At 59.3% G+C, this 17,681-nt stretch carries 20 protein-coding genes and 1 pseudogene; 14 read left to right on the top strand and 7 right to left on the bottom strand.

Going from position 1 to position 17,681, the window contains the following annotated elements:
- Positions 1-66 precede the first annotated feature (66 nt).
- Complete coding sequence (locus tag LOY56_RS05530; RefSeq protein WP_258620403.1) at positions 67-525, top strand: CopD family protein; 459 nt, start codon at positions 67-69, stop codon at positions 523-525.
- A gap of 39 nt (positions 526-564) precedes the next feature.
- Here LOY56_RS05530 and LOY56_RS05525 read toward each other — a convergent pair whose 3' ends face one another.
- From LOY56_RS05525 to LOY56_RS05510, 4 genes are all read right to left on the bottom strand, one after another.
- Positions 565-1,323, bottom strand: a complete 759-nt coding sequence (locus tag LOY56_RS05525) for a collagen-like protein (RefSeq protein ID WP_258620401.1) — start codon at positions 1,321-1,323, stop codon at positions 565-567.
- Entirely contained in the window at positions 1,316-1,594 is a 279-nt protein-coding gene (locus tag LOY56_RS05520; protein ID WP_258620399.1) for a DUF1145 domain-containing protein, read from the bottom strand. The genes LOY56_RS05525 and LOY56_RS05520 overlap by 8 nt, the downstream gene beginning before the upstream one ends.
- 149 nt (positions 1,595-1,743) lie before the next feature.
- Complete coding sequence (locus LOY56_RS05515; RefSeq protein WP_258620398.1) at positions 1,744-2,457, bottom strand: OmpA family protein; 714 nt, start codon at positions 2,455-2,457, stop codon at positions 1,744-1,746.
- Between the two features lie 90 nt (positions 2,458-2,547).
- Positions 2,548-3,243, bottom strand: a complete 696-nt coding sequence (locus tag LOY56_RS05510) for an OmpA family protein (protein ID WP_258620397.1) — start codon at positions 3,241-3,243, stop codon at positions 2,548-2,550.
- 201 nt (positions 3,244-3,444) lie between these two features.
- Between LOY56_RS05510 and LOY56_RS05505 the strand changes: the two genes are divergently transcribed.
- From LOY56_RS05505 to LOY56_RS05490, 4 genes are read left to right on the top strand one after another with little or no spacing between them, the layout of a single operon-like run.
- A complete protein-coding gene (locus LOY56_RS05505; RefSeq protein WP_258620396.1) occupies positions 3,445-3,942 on the top strand; it encodes a DUF6231 family protein in 498 nt (165 codons plus the stop codon).
- A 4-nt stretch (positions 3,943-3,946) separates the two neighbouring features.
- Positions 3,947-4,423, top strand: a complete 477-nt coding sequence (locus LOY56_RS05500) for a YchJ family protein (RefSeq protein WP_030131297.1) — start codon at positions 3,947-3,949, stop codon at positions 4,421-4,423.
- A gap of 33 nt (positions 4,424-4,456) precedes the next feature.
- Positions 4,457-4,948 (top strand): LEA type 2 family protein, encoded by a 492-nt coding sequence (locus LOY56_RS05495; RefSeq protein ID WP_258620395.1) that lies wholly within the window; start codon positions 4,457-4,459, stop codon positions 4,946-4,948.
- A 5-nt stretch (positions 4,949-4,953) separates the two neighbouring features.
- Entirely contained in the window at positions 4,954-5,157 is a 204-nt protein-coding gene (locus LOY56_RS05490) for an SEC-C metal-binding domain-containing protein (RefSeq protein ID WP_038979222.1), read from the top strand.
- A 134-nt stretch (positions 5,158-5,291) separates the two neighbouring features.
- Here the strand turns inward: LOY56_RS05490 and LOY56_RS05485 are convergent, their stop codons facing one another.
- Positions 5,292-5,840, bottom strand: coding sequence for a cysteine hydrolase family protein (locus LOY56_RS05485; protein ID WP_258620394.1), 549 nt, complete (start codon positions 5,838-5,840; stop codon positions 5,292-5,294).
- Positions 5,841-6,220: 380 nt separating this feature from the next.
- Here LOY56_RS05485 and LOY56_RS05480 point away from each other — a divergent pair, with 380 nt between their 5' ends.
- From LOY56_RS05480 to LOY56_RS05445, 8 genes are all read left to right on the top strand, one after another.
- Entirely contained in the window at positions 6,221-8,671 is a 2,451-nt protein-coding gene (locus tag LOY56_RS05480; RefSeq protein ID WP_258620393.1) for a penicillin acylase family protein, read from the top strand.
- Positions 8,672-8,837: 166 nt separating this feature from the next.
- The gene (locus tag LOY56_RS05475) at positions 8,838-9,869 is read left to right on the top strand and encodes a ligase-associated DNA damage response exonuclease (protein ID WP_258620392.1); all 1,032 of its coding nucleotides are present in this window, start codon (positions 8,838-8,840) and stop codon (positions 9,867-9,869) included.
- Complete coding sequence (locus LOY56_RS05470) at positions 9,866-11,554, top strand: ATP-dependent DNA ligase (RefSeq protein WP_258620391.1); 1,689 nt, start codon at positions 9,866-9,868, stop codon at positions 11,552-11,554. Before LOY56_RS05475 ends, LOY56_RS05470 begins: the two co-directional genes overlap by 4 nt.
- A 234-nt stretch (positions 11,555-11,788) precedes the next feature.
- Positions 11,789-12,571, top strand: a complete 783-nt coding sequence (locus LOY56_RS05465; RefSeq protein ID WP_258620390.1) for a transporter substrate-binding domain-containing protein — start codon at positions 11,789-11,791, stop codon at positions 12,569-12,571.
- A gap of 56 nt (positions 12,572-12,627) precedes the next feature.
- Positions 12,628-13,356, top strand: coding sequence for an ABC transporter permease (locus tag LOY56_RS05460; RefSeq protein WP_258620389.1), 729 nt, complete (start codon positions 12,628-12,630; stop codon positions 13,354-13,356).
- Positions 13,353-14,063 carry an ABC transporter permease gene (locus LOY56_RS05455; RefSeq protein WP_258620388.1) on the top strand — a complete coding sequence of 237 codons (711 nt, stop codon included), beginning with the start codon at positions 13,353-13,355 and terminating at the stop codon, positions 14,061-14,063. The genes LOY56_RS05460 and LOY56_RS05455 overlap by 4 nt, the downstream gene beginning before the upstream one ends.
- Before the next feature lie 12 nt (positions 14,064-14,075).
- Positions 14,076-15,194: a succinylglutamate desuccinylase/aspartoacylase family protein gene (locus tag LOY56_RS05450; protein WP_258620387.1), complete on the top strand. Its 1,119-nt coding sequence runs from the start codon at positions 14,076-14,078 to the stop codon at positions 15,192-15,194.
- Positions 15,195-15,207: 13 nt separating this feature from the next.
- The gene (locus LOY56_RS05445; protein ID WP_258620386.1) at positions 15,208-15,972 is read left to right on the top strand and encodes an ABC transporter ATP-binding protein; all 765 of its coding nucleotides are present in this window, start codon (positions 15,208-15,210) and stop codon (positions 15,970-15,972) included.
- 159 nt (positions 15,973-16,131) lie between these two features.
- On the opposite strand, the gene LOY56_RS05440 is transcribed toward LOY56_RS05445, so the two are convergent.
- Together LOY56_RS05440 and dcd are read right to left on the bottom strand one after the other, a co-directional pair.
- Complete coding sequence (locus tag LOY56_RS05440; RefSeq protein WP_008060697.1) at positions 16,132-16,341, bottom strand: hypothetical protein; 210 nt, start codon at positions 16,339-16,341, stop codon at positions 16,132-16,134.
- A gap of 107 nt (positions 16,342-16,448) precedes the next feature.
- Positions 16,449-17,017 (bottom strand): annotated as a pseudogene (gene dcd, locus LOY56_RS05435) (dCTP deaminase).
- Positions 17,018-17,373: 356 nt separating this feature from the next.
- Between dcd and LOY56_RS05430 the strand changes: the two are divergent.
- Entirely contained in the window at positions 17,374-17,583 is a 210-nt protein-coding gene (locus LOY56_RS05430; protein ID WP_002554837.1) for a cold-shock protein, read from the top strand.
- Positions 17,584-17,681 lie beyond the last annotated feature (98 nt).

Below are 17,681 nucleotides of genomic sequence, written 5' to 3'. Positions count from 1 at the left end.
TTCAGTGGTTCGGATCGGCCGCTATCATACCCCGCTAATCAATCCCGCGCAGAACGGAGTACCTCAATGACACCTTTTGGCATCGTTTATACCCTGCATGTCCTGGCCGCCCTGGTATGGGTCGGCGGCATGTTTTTCGCCTGGATGGTCCTGCGCCCCGCGGCGATGAAGGCGCTGGAAGGCCCTGCCCGATTGAAGCTGTGGGTGGAAGTGTTTCAAGGCTTTTTCCGCTGGGTCTGGATCGCGGTGGTGCTTTTGCCGATCAGCGGCGTGGGCATGATTCATCTGCAGTTCGCCGGATTTGAAGCGGCGCCGCGGTATGTGCAGGTGATGATGGGATTGTATGTGGTGATGACGGCGCTGTTTATCCGGATTCAGGCGTTGCTGCTGCCGGAACTGCGCACGGCGGTGACGGCTCAGGATTGGCCGGCGGGCGCGGCGGTGCTGGGCAGGATTCGTCGGTTGGTGGGGATTAACCTGATGGTCGGGTTGGTGCTGGTGGCGATTGCGGCGGCTCGGCCGTGATCGTTCCCACGCTCTGCGTGGGAACGATCGCTTGAGGGCTTACAACCGCTGAATCGTCACCGAACCCGCCACTCCCGCAGGCCCTGGCTGACCATCGGCACCGGGGTGGCCGCTCTTGCCGCCGTCGGCTTTATAAACAAAGCAGCCCTTGGATTTGCCGCCCGCTCCCGGCTTTCCACCAGGCCCTGCCGTGCCACCCACCCCGCCGGCAATCTCGACCTTGATCCGCTGCGCCGGGTAATCACGTGGCACTTCCAGTCGAACCAGCGCCCCTGGCGCACCCGGCTGGCCGTCGCTGCCATTACTGCCATCGGCGCCGCGACCGGCCTGGCCCCAAGTACAACCTGGCGCTTGACCGTTGGCCCCGTCGAGGCCGATAAAACCCGGAGCGCCCGCGCCACCGCGAGCGTCTACCGACAATTGCGGCGCGTTCAACGCGTTGATCTGCAGATCCAGATTGCGCCCGGAGCGGGCCGCCTTGAGGTAAGTCCCTGGCGCCCCCCGTGCTGTGATCTGGCTGCCCTCAGCCAATTCGGCACGGCTGATCTTCAACGCCAGCGCTTGTTCACTCGGCACAATGGCGATCCGCGCGTCACGTCCCAGGTGCAGCTCGCCGACGGTCAGTTCGGTCACGTTCGAGGGAATCAGCAAGGTGCCGTAATCGGCGACTTCCAGCCGTTCCAGTTGCAAGGAACTGGCGGTGTTGGGCAAGCGCATCAGCGAGTTGGTTTCGACGCTCACTACCTGCGCGCAGGCCAATGGGCTGATAAGTGCAGCGAGCAGACAAAGTTTACGCATGGGAGGCCTTCGAAGCGGCCGGGGCCGGAATGGTTTGCAGGTGGAAAACGCCGAAAAAGACAATTTTCAGGCGATCACGCCAAGGGTGGGCTCGACCTTTGAGGCTGCGGTTGCAGAACACCAGCTCCAGAAGATGGAGCCCTGCCAGCACGCTGCCCGCCAGATTGACCAACAGGTGCAGCGGATGAACAAACGGTATGAGCAGATTGACCAGCACTACTAGCCAGAACAGCAGGGTCAACCACTTCCCCAGGCCCCAAAATACCTTCATACGCGCCCCCCGTTGAGAATTATTCTTTGCGCGCACAGTAACGGCTTACCTGCGGGATAAGCCAGAGGGCAACAAAAAATTCTTCCCGAAGGTCGCGGATTGGCCGCCGGACAAGCCTGAATCGTCATCCAACGGCTCTATCTCATGGCTCAGCGATTGATATGCAACTCCACGCGACGGTTTTGCGCCCGCCCTTCTTCCGTGTCGTTATCGGCTATCGGTTGGCTTTCGCCCCGGCCTTCGCTGGTGAGTTTGTTCGGCGCCAGCCCCTGGCTCAACAGGTAGGCCGCCACGCTGCTGGCACGCCGTTCCGAGAGTTTCTGGTTATAGGTGTCCGAACCCTGGCTGTCGGTATGACCGACGACTTTGACGCTCACTACGTCGGCGTTCTGCAATTTGGCCATCAGCGAATCCAGCTGACTCCGAGCTTCGGGCATCAGGTCAGATTGGTTGTAGGCGAACAGCACGTTACCGTTCAAGGTGATGACTTCAGAGACCGGTGCCTCAACAGGTTTCACGCTGGCCGGGTATTGCGGCAGCGGGCAACCGTGATGTTCAACGGGTGTATTGGCAGGTGTATCGGGGCAGCGATCACGTCGATCGAAGACGCCATCATCGTCTTCATCGCCATCCTGGGCGTAGCAGATCAGGCCACCGGTCAAGATCCCGAGCGCCGCGCCACCCGCTGCCCAGCCACTGCTTTCAATGGCACCCAAACCGCCACCGACCAGCCCACCTATGACACTGCAGATCGGCCACGTACGTTGATTGAGAGGGGCGGTGCCATCGCTGTGAGTCGCACAACCGGTCAGAAGACTGCCAAGCAGCACAGCCGGCAAGACGGTCCTTGTGAGAACGCTCATTGTGAATGCTCCTGTGTCACCGGCCCATACCGGTCACACAGGAGTAAAGACCCGCATCCGCGACTGTACAAGCCGCGGAATACAAGGGGCTTAGCGGTTGATTTTGATTTCCGTGCGGCGGTTCATCGCGCGGCCGTCAGCGGTTTTGTTATCGGCCACCGGCTGGCTTTCACCGGCACCGGTCACAGACACGAAACTGCTGCGTGGTATGCCTTGGGAAATCAGGTATTCCACCACCGAATGGGCACGTCTATCCGACAGTTTCTGGTTGTAGGCATCGCTGCCGACGCTGTCGGTATGACCGGTGACGGTCAGTTGGGCGCTGGAGGATTCCTGTTTCAGGCGCGTGGCTATGGTGTCGAGTACGTCTTTATCGGCAGGGGTGAGCTTGGCCGAGTCGAACTGGAAGTGCACATCGCGGATAACAATGACTTCTTCCTTGACCACCGCCGTCTCCTCGACCACCGGCGCAGGCGCGGGTGGAGGGCAGCCGTCGGCATCGACCCGCACGCCTTTAGGCGTACCCGGGCACTTGTCGCGGCTGTCCAGTACGCCATCGCCGTCTTCGTCGCCATCGCCGTGCACCCAGCAATAGGCCGCTGCCGTGCCGCCGATCAGCAGCGCGCCATACCCTGCCCATGCCGAACTCTCGGTCGCGCCGAGCCCTGCACCGACGATACCACCGACCGCCGCACAGGTCGGCCAGTCGGTTTTCTGTAAACCTGCGCAACCAGTCAACACACTGGTTAGCAGAACCAAGGGTAATGCTGTCCGAATTATGCTCATCTAGTTCTTCTCCTGAGGGATCGGCTTAAAACCGATTCTAGGGAGTAAAGACCCGACTTTTAATCTCCGCCAGCAATAGGCCATTGCTGTTTTGCCCCCTGTTCACGGAAGATCGGTCCTTTTGGGCTGAACCCGCGAAACAGGACACTAGGCCCGGACGTTGGGGCAGGCTAGTCTTGGCGTTCTGATTGAGGATCTTTGATGATTGCAGGTATCTCTTCGCGCACGCCCCAACAGGCGTTGGCCGCTTTGCTTGATCGTTACGCCCCGGCGCGTCTGTTGCTGATTGGCGCCAGCGAATTCCCCGCGCTCGAAGCGTTCAAAACCGCGCACCCGGATAGCAACGTCGCCTTTGCGGCGCCCGGGCCATTGCCGGCCGAACTGGCGGCGCAACGGTTTGATCTGGCGCTGGTGGTCGATTGCCTCGAACACTTGCCCAAGCGCAACGGCCTCAATCTGCTCGGTGGCATACGCAATCTCAATACCAGTCGCATTGCGGTGCTGGCCGACTTGCCGGCGTGCGGTTGGCAAGAGACAGACTTTTTCTCCCTGGCCCTGCAAGCCAGCGAACGCTTCCAGCGCGACGATCAAGTACTGACCCTGTTTACCTACGATCTGCTTGACTACAAGCAGGTGCCCGACTGGCTCAACTCACGCTTCTGGGCCAATCCGGAAAACTTCGGGAAATATTGGTGGTAACGCAATGAGTACATCCATTTGCCCTTGCGGTAGCGGCACGCTGCTCGATGCCTGCTGCGGCCATTACCACGCTGGCCACCCCGCCCCAAGCGCCGAAGTCTTGATGCGTTCGCGCTACAGCGCCTATGTACTGGGGCTGATCGACTATCTGGTGGCGACCACTCTGCCTGCGCAACAGCCCGGCCTGGATCGCCAGTCGATCAGCGACTGGAGCGCCCAAAGCACCTGGCTCGGCCTGGAAGTGGAAAGCGCCGAGGTTTTCGGCGGTCAGCCGGAGCACGCTTTCGTCACCTTCACCGCTCGCTGGCACGATAGCAGCGGCGAACACAGCCACCGCGAACGTTCGTCATTCGTGCAGAACGCCGGCCACTGGTATTTCATCGATCCCACCGTGCCGCTCAAGGCCGGGCGCAACGATGCGTGCCCTTGCGCCAGCGGGCAGAAGTTCAAGAAGTGTTGCGCGAGTTATTTCGGCGCTTGAGGCTAGACTGGGGGCCAAGGGAGAAACACGACCATGACCACCCGGCGACTTGCGCTCTATATGTTCACCTTGCTCCTGTTTTCAGGACTCGGCGGTTGTACGTCGTGGTTCGACTTTGGCGACAATCTGCCGGATCCGCAGGTGCATCTGGTCAAGGTCGAGGTGGTCCGGGCCAAGCTGCTGGAGCAGAAATTCCTGCTGCATTTTCGCGTCGACAATCCCAACGACCAAGACCTGACGGTGCGTGCCCTGGAATATCGCATTCACTTGGGGGACATGTTGCTGACTGAAGGCGAGCACGAACACTGGTTCACGATCGGCCCCAAACGCAGTGCCTATTTCAAGGTACCGGTCCGCACCAACCTGTGGCCCAGGGTTCGAGACTTGGTGAAACTGCTGAAAAAACCCGACCAACCCATTCCCTATCGTCTGGAAGGTGAACTGGAAACCGGTATATTCATCGCGCACTACGTGCACCTAGCGCGCAATGGCGTGATAATCGCCGCCGATTTAATTCCGGAGTGACCCCGATGACCCAGCAACCTCATGTCCATGGCCCTGACTGCAACCACGATCATGACCATCATGACCATCACGACCATGGCCATGTCCACGGCCCGAACTGCGGCCACGCCCACCAGGAACCGGTGCGCAACGCCCTGAAAGATGTCGGCCGCAACGACCCTTGCCCTTGCGGCAACGGCAAGAAATTCAAGAAGTGCCACGGCGCATAACACGCTGACGCACCGCTCTGTAGGAGCGAGCGGTGCGGCGATCCGACTTGCCCGCGAAGAACGATGACGCGGTTTGTCTGAATGACCGCGGTGCCCCTTTTCGCGGGCAAGTCGGATCGCCGCATCGCTCGCTCCTACAAAATCTGCGCAGTGTTCACAACCGTCGCATATTCGCCATGCAAATTACCCAGCGACATCGCATGTACTTCCTCGGCTGGATGGGCGTTACCGAAGAAATCCGCCTTGTCAAAGGTGAAACACGCATCCTGCGCAACCCACGCTTCAAAACCCAGATTCCCGGCCGTTCGCGCCGTGGACTCCACTGAGTTGTGGGTCGCCACGCCAACGATGATCAACTGATCGATCCCCGCCTCGCGCAAACGCGCCTCCAGCCCCGTCGAGCAAAAGGCATCCGGCACCTGTTTCTGAATCAGCCACTCACCCATCGATGGTTGAAAACGCTCCTGAAACTCCACCCCCGATTGCTGTGGCCAAAACACTGAATCCGCTGAACGGGACAGATGCTGCACATGAACCACCAGCCGCCCGGTTCGGCGCCAATGCCCCAGCAATTCCAGGATGCGCTCTTCGGCCTGAGGGTTGTTTCGACGGCCCAACTTGGGATGCAGGATGCCTTTTTGTTGATCGATGATGATCAGCGCCGCGTTTGTCTTGAGCTGCATGCCGACTTTTCTCCTGCCGGGGCATTGAATTTCCCACACTTCAGCATCACCTCTTCCTACTGGCAAGCCATCAAACGCAAACAGGACGACCTGATGCTCGCGGTCGCTGTCCGTACCTGACGATATCTCTTGAGCACTTCATTAATCCGCCTAAACCCTGAGGCCCTGCACTCTGATCGTTCCCATGCTCCGCGTGGGAATGCTTCAACGGACGCTCCGCGTTCGGCTCTGGATGTGACGCAGAGCGTCACGGGCTGCACTCCCACACAGAGCGTGGGAACGATCAATAAAGAAATAACCCCGCCGCCGCTTGCGCGGCCACCTCCTGCTCACTAACGTAGCGCCTTTATTGCGCCACCACCCCCCGCAGGAGCTTTGCCATGGCCTCGCCAGCCCTTTCACATTTTCTTCCCCGGTTCGGCGTTGCCGCAGCAGTGGCCGGTGTTTTAAGCCTGACCGGTTGTCAGACCTGGAACACTCAAGACACCCTCCCTCCGACCTCCGGCGTGCAACCGCTCAAAGGTCTGGCACAGAACGTTTCGATTCGACGCAACGCCTTGGGCATGCCGCTGATCGAGAGCAACAGCTTCCATGATGCGCTGTTCACTCTCGGCTACGTGCACGCCAGCGACCGCATCAACCAGATGGTCACTCTGCGTTTACTCGCGCAGGGCCGTCTGGCCGAGATGTCCGGTTCGGACCTGCTCGACGCCGACCGCTACATGCGTGCAGTTAATCTGAAGAAAAGCGCGGGTGAGCTGTACAAGGCCTCTTCGCCGCGCCTCAAGCGTTTCTTCGAAGTCTATGCCCGCGGGGTCAACGCCTACCTGTTCCGCTACCGCGACAAATTGCCTGCGGACCTCGCAGCCACTGGCTACAAGCCTGAATACTGGAAACCGGAAGATTCGGCGCTGATTTTCTGCCTGCTGAATTTCAGTCAATCGGCGAACCTGCCGGAAGAAATTTCCTCGCTGATGCTGGCCCAAACGGTCAGTACCGACAAACTGGCATGGCTTGCGCCGTCCGCACCGGACGAAAAACTGCCGGTCGCTGAAGCCGAAAAACTTCAGGGCATCAAACTCAACGGGCAAATCCCGGGGCTGAGCGAAATCAACAAGGCCACCGCTCACCTATCGGATCTGAACCTGCTGGGCGCCACCTCTTCGAACAACTGGGCGATCGGCCCGCAACGCAGCCGCAGCGGCAAAAGCTTGCTGGCCAGCGACAGCCACGGGCCGCTGGGCGTGCCGTCGCTATTCAGTTACGTGCAGATTCGCGCGCCGAAATACCAGGCCTCCGGCGTGACCATTGCCGGGTTACCCATGGTACTCGGTGGTTTCAACGGCAAAGTGGCGTGGAGCATGACCACGGTCATGGGCGACAACCAGGACCTGTTCCTGGAAAAAATCAAACGTCAGGGCAATGGCCTTTCCTACGAAGTCAGCGGCAAATGGCAGCCGGCGATCGTGCGTAACGAAACCTACTTCGTCAAAGGCCAGAAGCCGATTCGCGAAGCCGTGTACGAAACCCGCCACGGGCCGTTGCTCAACAGCGCCCAAGGCACCGCGCTGGCGAATGGTTTCGGCCTGGCCTTGCAGACGCCGAACTTCACCGACGACAAAACCCTGGACGCCTTTTTCGACCTGTCCCGAGCGCAAAGCGTCGAGAACGCCTCGGACGCCAGCCGCGAAATACGTGCCATCGCCCTGAATCTGGTGTTTGCCGATGCCAACAATATCGGCTGGCAAGTTACCGGTCGCTACCCGAACCGTCGCGAAGGCGAAGGCTTGCTGCCGTCGCCGGGCTGGGAAGGTCGCTACGACTGGGACGGTTACGCCGACCCGATGCTCCATCCGTATGACCAGGACCCGGCTCAAGGCTGGCTCGGCACCGCCAACCAGCGGGTCATTCCCCATGGCTACGGCATGCAGCTGTCCAATTCCTGGTCAGCGCCGGAGCGCGGCGAGCGCATGGCCGAACTGGCGGGCGTGGGCAAGCACGACACACGTAGCCTGATCGCCATGCAATACGACCAGACCACCACCTTCGCCGCCAAGCTGAAGAAGGTGTTTGAAGCGCCGGGCATGGCTCAGCCACTCAAACAGGCCATCGAAGCGCTGCCAGTTGCCGATCGCGGCAAGGCTCGTGAGGCTTATACGCGCTTGATGGCTTTCGACGGCAAACTCAGCACGACCTCCGCCGACGCGGCGATCTACGAGCTGTTCCTGCAGGAAAGCACTAAGCAGATTTTCCTCGATGATCTGGGCCCGGAAAGCACTCCGGCGTGGAAAGCCTTTATCGCCAACGGCAAGTTGTCTTACGCGGCTCAGGCCGATCATCTGCTGGGGCGTGAGGACAGTCCGTTCTGGGACGATCTGCGCACCCCGCAGAAAGAAGACAAACCGGCGATCCTCGCCCGTAGCCTGGCGGCCGCGATCAGCGCGGGTGACAGCCAGTTGGGCGGTGATCACAAAGCCTGGCAGTGGGGCAAACTGCATCGCTACGAGTGGAAGAACGCCAGTGGCCAGACCGTACGCGGTCCACTGGCGGCCGGTGGCGACCACACCACACTCAACACCGCTGCGTTCACCTGGGGTCAGGACTTCAACACCACGCTGGCGCCGGCCATGCGCTTTATCGTCGATTTCGGCCAAGCCGAACCGCTGATGGGCCAGAACGGTACCGGTCAATCCGGCAACCCGGCCAGCCCGCACTATCTCGACAGCGTCGATCCATGGCTCAAGGGGCAATACATGAGCCTGCCGATGCAGCCGCAGAACTTTGACAAGGTGTATGGCAAGACGCGGTTGACGCTGACGCCAGGTAAATAAGATCAATAGATCGCAGCCTGCGGCAGCTCCTACAGATGAACTCGATTCCCCTGTAAGAGCTGCCGCAGGCTGCGATCTTTTGATTTTTACCACCAATGAAAATAAATAGAACTTCTCGTCTCGCGCAAACCTCCTAGCTAACAGGCCTCTCCATTTGGGTAACAATATGGACCTTGTTATCGCTCGTCCTGAAGGTTTGTACTGCCCACCCGGCGATTTTTACATCGACCCGTGGCGCCCGGTCGACCGTTCGGTCATTACCCATGCCCACAGCGACCATGCTCGCCGTGGCAATCAACATTATCTGGCGGCGGCACCGGGTGCAGGCATTCTGCGCGCGCGTCTGGGCCAAGACATCAACCTGCAAACGCTATCCTATGGCGAGCCATTGCTGCACCGCGGCGTAAAACTGAGCTTTCATCCCGCGGGCCATGTGCTCGGCTCGGCTCAGGTGCGGCTGGAATACGGCGGAGAAGTCTGGGTCGCCTCGGGGGATTACAAGACCGAGCCCGACTACACCTGTGCGCCGTTCGAACCGGTGCGTTGCCATACATTCATCACGGAATCGACGTTCGGTCTGCCAATTTACCGCTGGCAACCGCAGAGGCAGATCTTTGCCGAAATCAATCAGTGGTGGCAGACCAACGCTACAGCCGACAAGACCAGCGTGCTGTTCTGCTATGCCTTCGGCAAGGCTCAGCGGATTCTCCACGGCATCGATGCCAGCCTTGGTCCCATTCTGGTCCATGGCGCGGTGGAACCCATCAATCGGATTTATCGCGAAAGCGGTATTTATTTACCGCCCACGATCTATACCGGCGAAGTAAAAAAGCACGACCCGATGATGCGCAAGGCCTTGGTCATCGCGCCACCTTCGGCGGGCGCCAGCCCCTGGGTACGGCGTTTCGGTGACTACAGCGATGGCTTCGCCAGCGGCTGGATGCGCTTGCGCGGGACACGGCGGCGGCGTGGCGTGGACCGCGGTTTCGTGCTGTCAGATCATGCTGACTGGCCCGGCCTGCTGTGGGCCATCGAACAAACCGGAGCCGAACGCGTGATCGTCACCCATGGTTCGATTGGAGTACTGGTACGCCATCTGCGCGAACTAGGCCTCAATGCCATGAGTTTCAGCACCGAATACGGCGATGATGAAGACACCGCAGCCCTCGAATCCGAGAGCGCCGAGGTGCTGGCATGAAAGCTTTCGCCGACTTGTATGCCGAACTCGATGCCACCACCTCAAGCAACGCCAAACTGACGGCGATGCAGAACTATTTCGCCCAGGCCGCGCCCGAAGATGCCGCCTGGGCGGTGTACTTTCTGTCCGGCGGACGACCTCGGCAATGGGTGCCGGTACGAATGCTGCGGGAAATGGCAACCGCGTTTTCCGGGCTCTCGCCCTGGTTGTTCGAAGAAAGTTACCAGGCCGTCGGTGATCTGGCGGAAACCATCTCGCTGGTGCTGCCCGAAACGCTCCACACCTCTACCGACGGGCTGGCGGTGTGGATTGAAAACAAACTGCTGCCGCTGCGTAATGCGCCCCCGCGAACCCTCGCCGAATGCTTGCCCGCCCTGTGGGTGCAACTGGATCGCCAGAGCCTGATGCTGTGCATCAAATTGATCACTGGCAGTTTCCGTGTCGGCGTCTCCAAATTGCTGGTCACCCGCGCGCTGGCGGCCATGGCCGGCCTGGACAGCAAACGCGTGGCCCAGCGGCTGGTGGGTTACACCGATTTGTCTAACCGCCCGAGCGCCGCCAGTTACCTGAAGCTGATCGCCCCCGAATCACCCCATGAGCATGCCCAACGAGGCGGCCAGCCCTACCCGTTTTTCCTCGCTCACGCGTTGTCGCACCCGGTCGAGCAGTTCGAAGCCCTGCTCGGCCCGGCCAGTCAGTGGCAAGTGGAATGGAAGTGGGATGGCATCCGCGCCCAAGTGGTCAAACGTGATGGGCGCTTGTGGGTCTGGTCGCGAGGTGAAGAGCTGGTGAGCGAACGCTTTCCCGAACTCGACAGCCTGGCCCACGATTTACCCGATGGCACGGTGATCGACGGTGAAATCGTCGCCTGGAAAGCCGCACAACCGGGCACCGCGGACGCCTTCAATCCGCACTCGCCGTCCTCACCCGCCGTGCAACCCTTCGCCCTGTTGCAACAACGGATCGGCCGCAGAACACTGAACAAGAAGATCCTCGATGAAGTGCCTGTCGTCATCCTGGCCTATGACCTGCTGGAATGGCAGGGCGAGGATTGGCGCAACCAGCCTCAAGCCATACGCCGAACCCAGGTGGAGCAACTCATTGCCACCTGCACCAACCCGGTGTTACTGAGCTCGCCCGTGCTGACCGGCGAAGACTGGTTCGACCTTGCCCGCCAACGAGAAGCCTCGCGCAGACTGGGCGTCGAAGGCATGATGCTCAAGGCCCGCGATGCGCTATATGGCGTCGGGCGGACCAAGGACATGGGGGTCTGGTGGAAATGGAAAGTCGACCCGTTCAGCGTCGATGCGGTGCTGATCTATGCCCAGCAGGGTCATGGCCGCCGGGCCAGCCTCTACACCGATTACACCTTCGCTGTGTGGGATGGCCCACCCTCTGCCCGCGAACGAACGCTGGTGCCTTTCGCCAAAGCCTACTCCGGGTTGACTGACGAAGAGATACGGCAGGTCGACAGCATCGTACGCAAAACCACGGTGGAAAAATCCGGACCGGTGAGTAGTGTGAAGCCGACCCTGGTGTTTGAGCTGGGGTTCGAGGGCATTGCCTTGTCAAAGCGGCACAAGAGCGGGATTGCGGTAAGGTTCCCCAGGATGTTGCGTTGGCGGCAGGACAAGTCGGTAGAGGAAGCTGACAGCCTGGCGACGTTGCAGGATTTGTTGAGTTAACCCACCTCTGGGGCCCTCGCCACAGGTTCGCGCCAATCCGAACCGAATCGGTGCATCAAATAATGCGCGCCCATTTTCGTGCACAGATCGCGCTTTACCACTTCTTTGTATTACCTTTTAAAACGCTTGTTCGGCACTCTGGTTCGGAAATTGCTACTTTCAATAGGTCTTACGCTTTCCAGTAACAGTACTTCTGCGCCACAAGCGCTCATATTGGTTCTTAGGGATTGAATAATGAAAAAAGCATTGCTGACCCTTTCTGCACTGGCGTTGTGCATGGCTGCTGGCTCCGCGCTGGCCAAGGAATACAAAGAATTGCGTTTTGGCGTTGACCCTTCCTACGCACCGTTCGAGTCCAAAGCAGCCGACGGTAGCCTGGTAGGCTTCGACATCGACCTGGGCAATGCGATCTGCGCCGAGCTGAAGGTCAAGTGCAAATGGGTCGAAAGCGATTTCGACGGCATGATTCCAGGCCTCAAGGCCAATAAATTCGACGGTGTGATCTCTTCGATGACCGTCACCCCGGCTCGCGAAAAAGCCATCGACTTCTCCGACGAGCTATTCTCCGGCCCAACTGCTTACGTGTTCAAGAAAGGTTCCGGCCTGAGCGAAGATGTCGCTTCGCTGAAAGGCAAAACCGTCGGCTACGAGCAAGGCACCATCCAGGAAGCCTACGCCAAGGCCGTGCTGGACAAGGCGGGCGTGAAAACCCAGGCCTATCAGAACCAGGATCAGGTGTATTCCGACCTGACTTCCGGCCGTCTCGACGCGGCGATCCAGGACATGCTGCAAGCCGAACTGGGCTTCTTGAAGTCGCCAAAAGGTGAAGGGTACGAAGTCAGCAAGCCGGTCGACAGCGAATTGCTGCCGTCGAAAACAGCTATCGGTATCTCTAAAGGTAACAAAGACCTCAAAGAACTTTTGAATAAAGGTATCAAAGCGTTACACGACGACGGCACCTACGCCACCATTCAGAAGAAACACTTTGGCGATCTGAATCTGTACAGCGGCAAATAATGCCCGGCGCCCATCTCGCGATGGGCGCTTTTTTCACCCGATCAGGTTGCTGATTTATGTTCGAAAACCTATTACAAAACCTGGGGCTCTCAGCCTTCAGCCTCCAGGGCTTCGGTCCGTTGCTGATGGAAGGCACCTGGATGACCATCAAATTATCGGTGTTGTCGCTGTTGGTGGCCGTTTTGCTCGGCTTGCTGGGCGCCAGTGCCAAGCTGTCAAAAGTCAAACTGGTACGTGTTCCGGCCCAACTCTACACCACGCTGATTCGTGGGGTACCCGACCTGGTGCTGATGCTGCTGATTTTCTACAGCCTGCAAACCTGGTTGACCTCGTTTACCGACTTCATGGAATGGGAATACATCGAGATCAACCCGTTCAGCGCCGGGGTCATCACCCTGGGCTTCATTTATGGCGCGTACTTCACCGAAACGTTCCGCGGGGCGATCCTCGCCGTACCGCGGGGTCAGGTCGAAGCCGCCACCGCCTACGGCCTCAAACGCGGTCAGCGTTTTCGTTTCGTGGTGTTCCCACAAATGATGCGCTTCGCCCTTCCGGGTATCGGCAACAACTGGATGGTGATGCTCAAGGCCACCGCGCTGGTCTCGATCATCGGCCTCGCCGACCTGGTCAAGGCCGCGCAGGACGCCGGTAAAAGCACCTATCAACTGTTCTACTTCCTGGTACTGGCCGCACTGATTTACCTGGTGATCACCAGCGCCTCCAACATCGTTCTGCGCTGGCTCGAACGCCGCTACGCCGCCGGTTCCCGGGAGGCCGTACGATGATCGAACTCTTGCAGGAATACTGGAAACCCTTCCTTTATACCGACGGTTACAACATCACCGGCCTGGCCATGACCATGTGGCTGCTCAGTGCTTCGATCTTCATCGGTTTTCTGGTGTCGATCCCGCTGTCCATCGCCAGGGTTTCGCCCAAGGTCTACGTCCGCTGGCCAGTGCAGTTTTACGTCTACCTGTTCCGGGGTACGCCGCTGTATATCCAGCTGCTGATTTGCTACACCGGCATCTACAGCCTGGCGGCCGTGCGCGCCCAGCCAGTCCTCGATGCGTTCTTTCGCGATGCGATGAACTGCACGATCCTGGCCTTCGCCCTGAACACCTGCGCCTACACCACGGAGATCTTCGCCGGGGCGATTCGCAGCCTGCCTCACGGAGAAATCGAAGCGGCCAAGGCCTACGGTCTGTCAGGCTGGAAGCTCTATGCCTACATCATCATGCCGTCAGCCCTGCGTCGCTCGTTGCCTTATTACAGCAACGAAGTGATTCTGATGCTGCACTCGACCACCGTGGCATTCACCGCGACCATCCCGGATGTTCTGAAAGTCGCTCGCGACGCGAACTCTGCGACCTTCCTGACATTCCAGTCGTTCGGCATCGCCGCGCTGATCTACCTGACCGTTACCTTTGCGCTGGTCGGCCTGTTTCGCTTGGCCGAACGCCGATGGCTGGCCTTCCTCGGGCCGACTCACTAGGACAACTCGTAAATGCGCCATCAGATTCATGACCTGCTGGCCCCGCTGCCGGGGACCGCGCGACAGATTCACAGCTTCCACTTCGGCCCGTCGTCGGCCAAAGGCAAGATTTACATCCAGTCCTCCCTGCATGCCGACGAACTGCCTGGCATGCTGGTGGCCTGGCACCTCAAGCAACGTCTGGCGGAGCTGGAAGCCGCCGGTCGGCTGCGCAGCGAAATCGTGTTGGTCCCCGTGGCTAACCCGGCGGGCCTGGAACAAGTGTTGATGGACGTTCCACTGGGCCGCTACGAGCTGGAAAGCGGGCAGAACTTCAATCGCTGGTTCGTCGACTTGAGTGAAGAAGTCGGCAACGAGATCGAAGGCCGGCTCGGCGACGATCCGCAACGCAACCTCGAATTGATCCGCGACAGCCTGCGCAAGGCTTTGGCACGGCAAACCGCAGGCACGCAACTGCAATCCCAACGCCTGACCCTGCAACGGCTGGCCTGCGATGCGGACATGGTGCTGGACCTGCATTGCGATTTCGAAGCCGTCGCGCACCTTTACACCACGCCCGAGGCCTGGCCTCAGGTCGAGCCACTGGCGCGGTACATCGGTGCCGAAGCCAGCCTGCTGGCCACCGACTCGGGTGGCCAGTCGTTCGATGAATGCTTCACCCTGCTCTGGTGGCAGTTGAAGGAGCGCTTCGGCGAACACTTCGATATTCCGCTGGGCAGTTTCTCGGTCACCGTCGAATTACGCGGCCAGGGCGACGTCAATCACCCGCTGGCCAGCCTCGATTGCCAGGCGCTGATCGATTATCTGATTCATTTCGGCGCGATTGCCGGTGAACCGGCGCCATTACCGGCACTGCCCTACCCGGCCACCCCGCTGGCTGGCGTCGAACCGGTGGCGACGCCGGTGGGCGGATTGCTGGTGTTCACGGCCCTGCCCGGGGAATACCTGGAAGCCGGGCAACTGATCGCCGAAGTCATCGACCCGATCAATGATCGCATCACCCCTGTTCATTGCTCCGCAGCCGGGCTGATGTACGCCCGTTCGCTGCGGCGCATGGCCACTGCCGGCATGGTGATCGCCCACGTTGCGGGCGCCGAAGCTTATCGCAGCGGCTACCTACTTTCGCCTTGAGGATGCATGCCCCATGTACAAATTGACCATTGAAGGCCTGCATAAAAGCTATGGCGATCATCAGGTGCTCAAGGGCGTTTCGCTTAAGGCCAAAACCGGCGACGTCATCAGCCTGATCGGCGCCAGCGGCTCGGGCAAAAGCACCTTTTTACGTTGCATCAACTTTCTCGAACAACCCGACGACGGCACCATGAGCCTGGACGGCCAGAACATCCGCATGGTCAAGGATCGCCATGGCATCCACGTGGCCGACGCCGATGAGCTGCAACGGCTGCGCACTCGCCTGGCCATGGTGTTCCAGCACTTCAACCTGTGGAGCCACATGACGGTGCTGGAAAACATCACCATGGCCCCTCGCCGAGTGCTCGGTTGCAGCAAGAAAGAGGCCGAAGACCGTGCCCGACGTTACCTCGACAAGGTTGGCCTGGCGGCACGCGTGGCGGATCAATACCCGGCGTTCCTTTCAGGCGGTCAGCAACAACGGGTAGCCATTGCCCGCGCGCTGGCCATGGAACCGGAAGTCATGCTGTTCGACGAACCGACCTCAGCGCTCGACCCGGAACTGGTGGGCGAAGTGCTCAAGGTGATCCAGGGCTTGGCCGAAGAAGGCCGGACCATGATCATGGTCACCCACGAAATGAGCTTTGCGCGCAAAGTGTCGAGCCAGGTGCTGTTCCTGCATCAGGGGTTAGTGGAGGAAGAAGGTGCGCCGGAAGAGGTGTTGGGCAATCCGAAGAGTGAGCGGTTGAAACAGTTCCTCAGCGGCAACCTGAAATAAACACAGGTTTAGCCCACTGTTACGGATCACCGTAGGCGCTGGCGAAACCTGCGATCTTTTGATCTGGCTTTTCGGTCGTGAAAATCTCGCCACCCACAAAAGATCGTCCGAACGCGGCCGGAGCCTTGCAGCTACAGGAGCGGATTTCAGCAACAGATCTCAAGCCACAGGCGCAGGAGGCGGCTCATCCGGCAAGGTGGGCTCGCCAGGCTCTGTCGGTTGTTCATTGGGGGTATCGGGATCAGGCTGGCCGGGGATGCCCCCTGCCATGCTGACGGGCGGATGTGCCAACAAGGACCAGGCCAGCACGCCAACCTGATTGGGCTCAAGCCTTGCCAATTCGGCACTTATTCGTGGATCGATCTTCATGAAGCACTCCTGAGCGATGGCCCGATCCGCCTTGCGCGAATCGGAGCAGTACATTCCATAGAGTGTACGCCCGCTCAGGAATTCCAACGGTTTGTCAGACGGCTGACTCAGGTACGCGGCAGGGTCACGCCACGCTGGCCCTGGTACTTGCCGCCACGGTCCTTGTAGGAGACTTCGCACTCTTCGTCCGACTCAAGGAACAACATCTGCGCCACGCCTTCGTTCGCGTAGATTTTCGCCGGCAGATTGGTGGTGTTGGAGAACTCCAGGGTCACGTGACCTTCCCACTCAGGCTCGAGCGGCGTGACGTTGACGATGATGCCGCAACGCGCGTAGGTGCTTTTACCCAGGCAAATGGTCAATACGTTTACGCGGGATGCGGAAGTATTCGACGGTGCTGGCCAGAGCGAAGGAGTTCGGCGGAATGATGCACACGTCGCTGTGGATATCGACGAAGCTGCCAGCATCGAAGTTTTTTCGGGTCGACGATCGCCGAATTGATGTTGGTAAACACCTTGAAGTGATTGGTGCAACGCACATCGTAGCCGTAGCTGGACACGCCGTAGGAGATCACACGGCTATCGTCGCTACCGCGTACCTGACGCTCGACGAAAGGCTCGATCATGCCGTGTTCCTGCGCCATGCGGCGAATCCACTTGTCCGATTTGATGCTCATGGCGGGTGTCCTGAATAGCGAGGTGGAAAAAATTCTGTCCGGCATCTTACCGGGCAGGCGCTCCGGGTTCAAAGTCCGGGAGACAATTCTCGCTGCCCCCCCCGTGAATTCCGGGCCTTCGCCGCCATTCGATGCACCGTCAGTCATGAAAACAGAGAAACCTTCGCAAGAACCATTGGCACGTTCCGGAAAAAGGGTTAAGGTGGCGCCACTGTGCTGCTTGTGTCACTGAGAATCTCTACACGATATGTTGAATTTCGATCCAACCATCTACAAGAATTTTTCCTGCTCTTTGCACTCAGTCTCGGCCAGGGTTCTTCCTGCGTCGCAGTTATCTTTGTTCAAGGAGTTACACCATGTCTAATCGCCAAACCGGTACCGTTAAGTGGTTCAACGATGAAAAAGGCTTCGGCTTCATCACTCCACAATCCGGTGACGACCTGTTCGTTCACTTCAAAGCTATCCAATCCGACGGCTTCAAAAGCCTGAAAGAAGGCCAACAGGTTTCTTTCATCGCTACCCGCGGTCAGAAAGGCATGCAAGCTGAAGAAGTTCAAGTTATCTAACTTGTAACTGCTTTAGTAAAAAGCCCCGCCCTTAAAAGCGGGGCTTTTTTGTGGGCAGGTGTTTTTGCCTCGCAAAAAAAGATCGTCCGAAGGCTCGG

The organism is Pseudomonas sp. B21-048 (genome assembly GCF_024748615.1).
Taxonomy (GTDB): Bacteria; Pseudomonadota; Gammaproteobacteria; order Pseudomonadales; family Pseudomonadaceae; genus Aquipseudomonas.
The sequence above is the reverse complement of the archived record's forward strand: the minus strand, read 5'-3'. Positions and strand labels throughout refer to the sequence as shown.

Excerpts from the sequence above, each read along its gene's own strand:
- LOY56_RS05530 (WP_258620403.1), top strand. The coding sequence starts at position 67 with ATGACACCTTTTGGCATCGTTTATACCCTGCATGTCCTGGCCGCCCTG.
- LOY56_RS05525 (WP_258620401.1), bottom strand. The coding sequence starts at position 1,323 with ATGCGTAAACTTTGTCTGCTCGCTGCACTTATCAGCCCATTGGCCTGC.
- LOY56_RS05520 (WP_258620399.1), bottom strand. The coding sequence starts at position 1,594 with ATGAAGGTATTTTGGGGCCTGGGGAAGTGGTTGACCCTGCTGTTCTGG.
- LOY56_RS05515 (WP_258620398.1), bottom strand. The coding sequence starts at position 2,457 with ATGAGCGTTCTCACAAGGACCGTCTTGCCGGCTGTGCTGCTTGGCAGT.
- LOY56_RS05510 (WP_258620397.1), bottom strand. The coding sequence starts at position 3,243 with ATGAGCATAATTCGGACAGCATTACCCTTGGTTCTGCTAACCAGTGTG.
- LOY56_RS05505 (WP_258620396.1), top strand. The coding sequence starts at position 3,445 with ATGATTGCAGGTATCTCTTCGCGCACGCCCCAACAGGCGTTGGCCGCT.
- LOY56_RS05500 (WP_030131297.1), top strand. The coding sequence starts at position 3,947 with ATGAGTACATCCATTTGCCCTTGCGGTAGCGGCACGCTGCTCGATGCC.
- LOY56_RS05495 (WP_258620395.1), top strand. The coding sequence starts at position 4,457 with ATGACCACCCGGCGACTTGCGCTCTATATGTTCACCTTGCTCCTGTTT.
- LOY56_RS05490 (WP_038979222.1), top strand. The coding sequence starts at position 4,954 with ATGACCCAGCAACCTCATGTCCATGGCCCTGACTGCAACCACGATCAT.
- LOY56_RS05485 (WP_258620394.1), bottom strand. The coding sequence starts at position 5,840 with ATGCAGCTCAAGACAAACGCGGCGCTGATCATCATCGATCAACAAAAA.
- LOY56_RS05480 (WP_258620393.1), top strand. The coding sequence starts at position 6,221 with ATGGCCTCGCCAGCCCTTTCACATTTTCTTCCCCGGTTCGGCGTTGCC.
- LOY56_RS05475 (WP_258620392.1), top strand. The coding sequence starts at position 8,838 with ATGGACCTTGTTATCGCTCGTCCTGAAGGTTTGTACTGCCCACCCGGC.
- LOY56_RS05470 (WP_258620391.1), top strand. The coding sequence starts at position 9,866 with ATGAAAGCTTTCGCCGACTTGTATGCCGAACTCGATGCCACCACCTCA.
- LOY56_RS05465 (WP_258620390.1), top strand. The coding sequence starts at position 11,789 with ATGAAAAAAGCATTGCTGACCCTTTCTGCACTGGCGTTGTGCATGGCT.
- LOY56_RS05460 (WP_258620389.1), top strand. The coding sequence starts at position 12,628 with ATGTTCGAAAACCTATTACAAAACCTGGGGCTCTCAGCCTTCAGCCTC.
- LOY56_RS05455 (WP_258620388.1), top strand. The coding sequence starts at position 13,353 with ATGATCGAACTCTTGCAGGAATACTGGAAACCCTTCCTTTATACCGAC.
- LOY56_RS05450 (WP_258620387.1), top strand. The coding sequence starts at position 14,076 with ATGCGCCATCAGATTCATGACCTGCTGGCCCCGCTGCCGGGGACCGCG.
- LOY56_RS05445 (WP_258620386.1), top strand. The coding sequence starts at position 15,208 with ATGTACAAATTGACCATTGAAGGCCTGCATAAAAGCTATGGCGATCAT.
- LOY56_RS05440 (WP_008060697.1), bottom strand. The coding sequence starts at position 16,341 with ATGAAGATCGATCCACGAATAAGTGCCGAATTGGCAAGGCTTGAGCCC.
- LOY56_RS05430 (WP_002554837.1), top strand. The coding sequence starts at position 17,374 with ATGTCTAATCGCCAAACCGGTACCGTTAAGTGGTTCAACGATGAAAAA.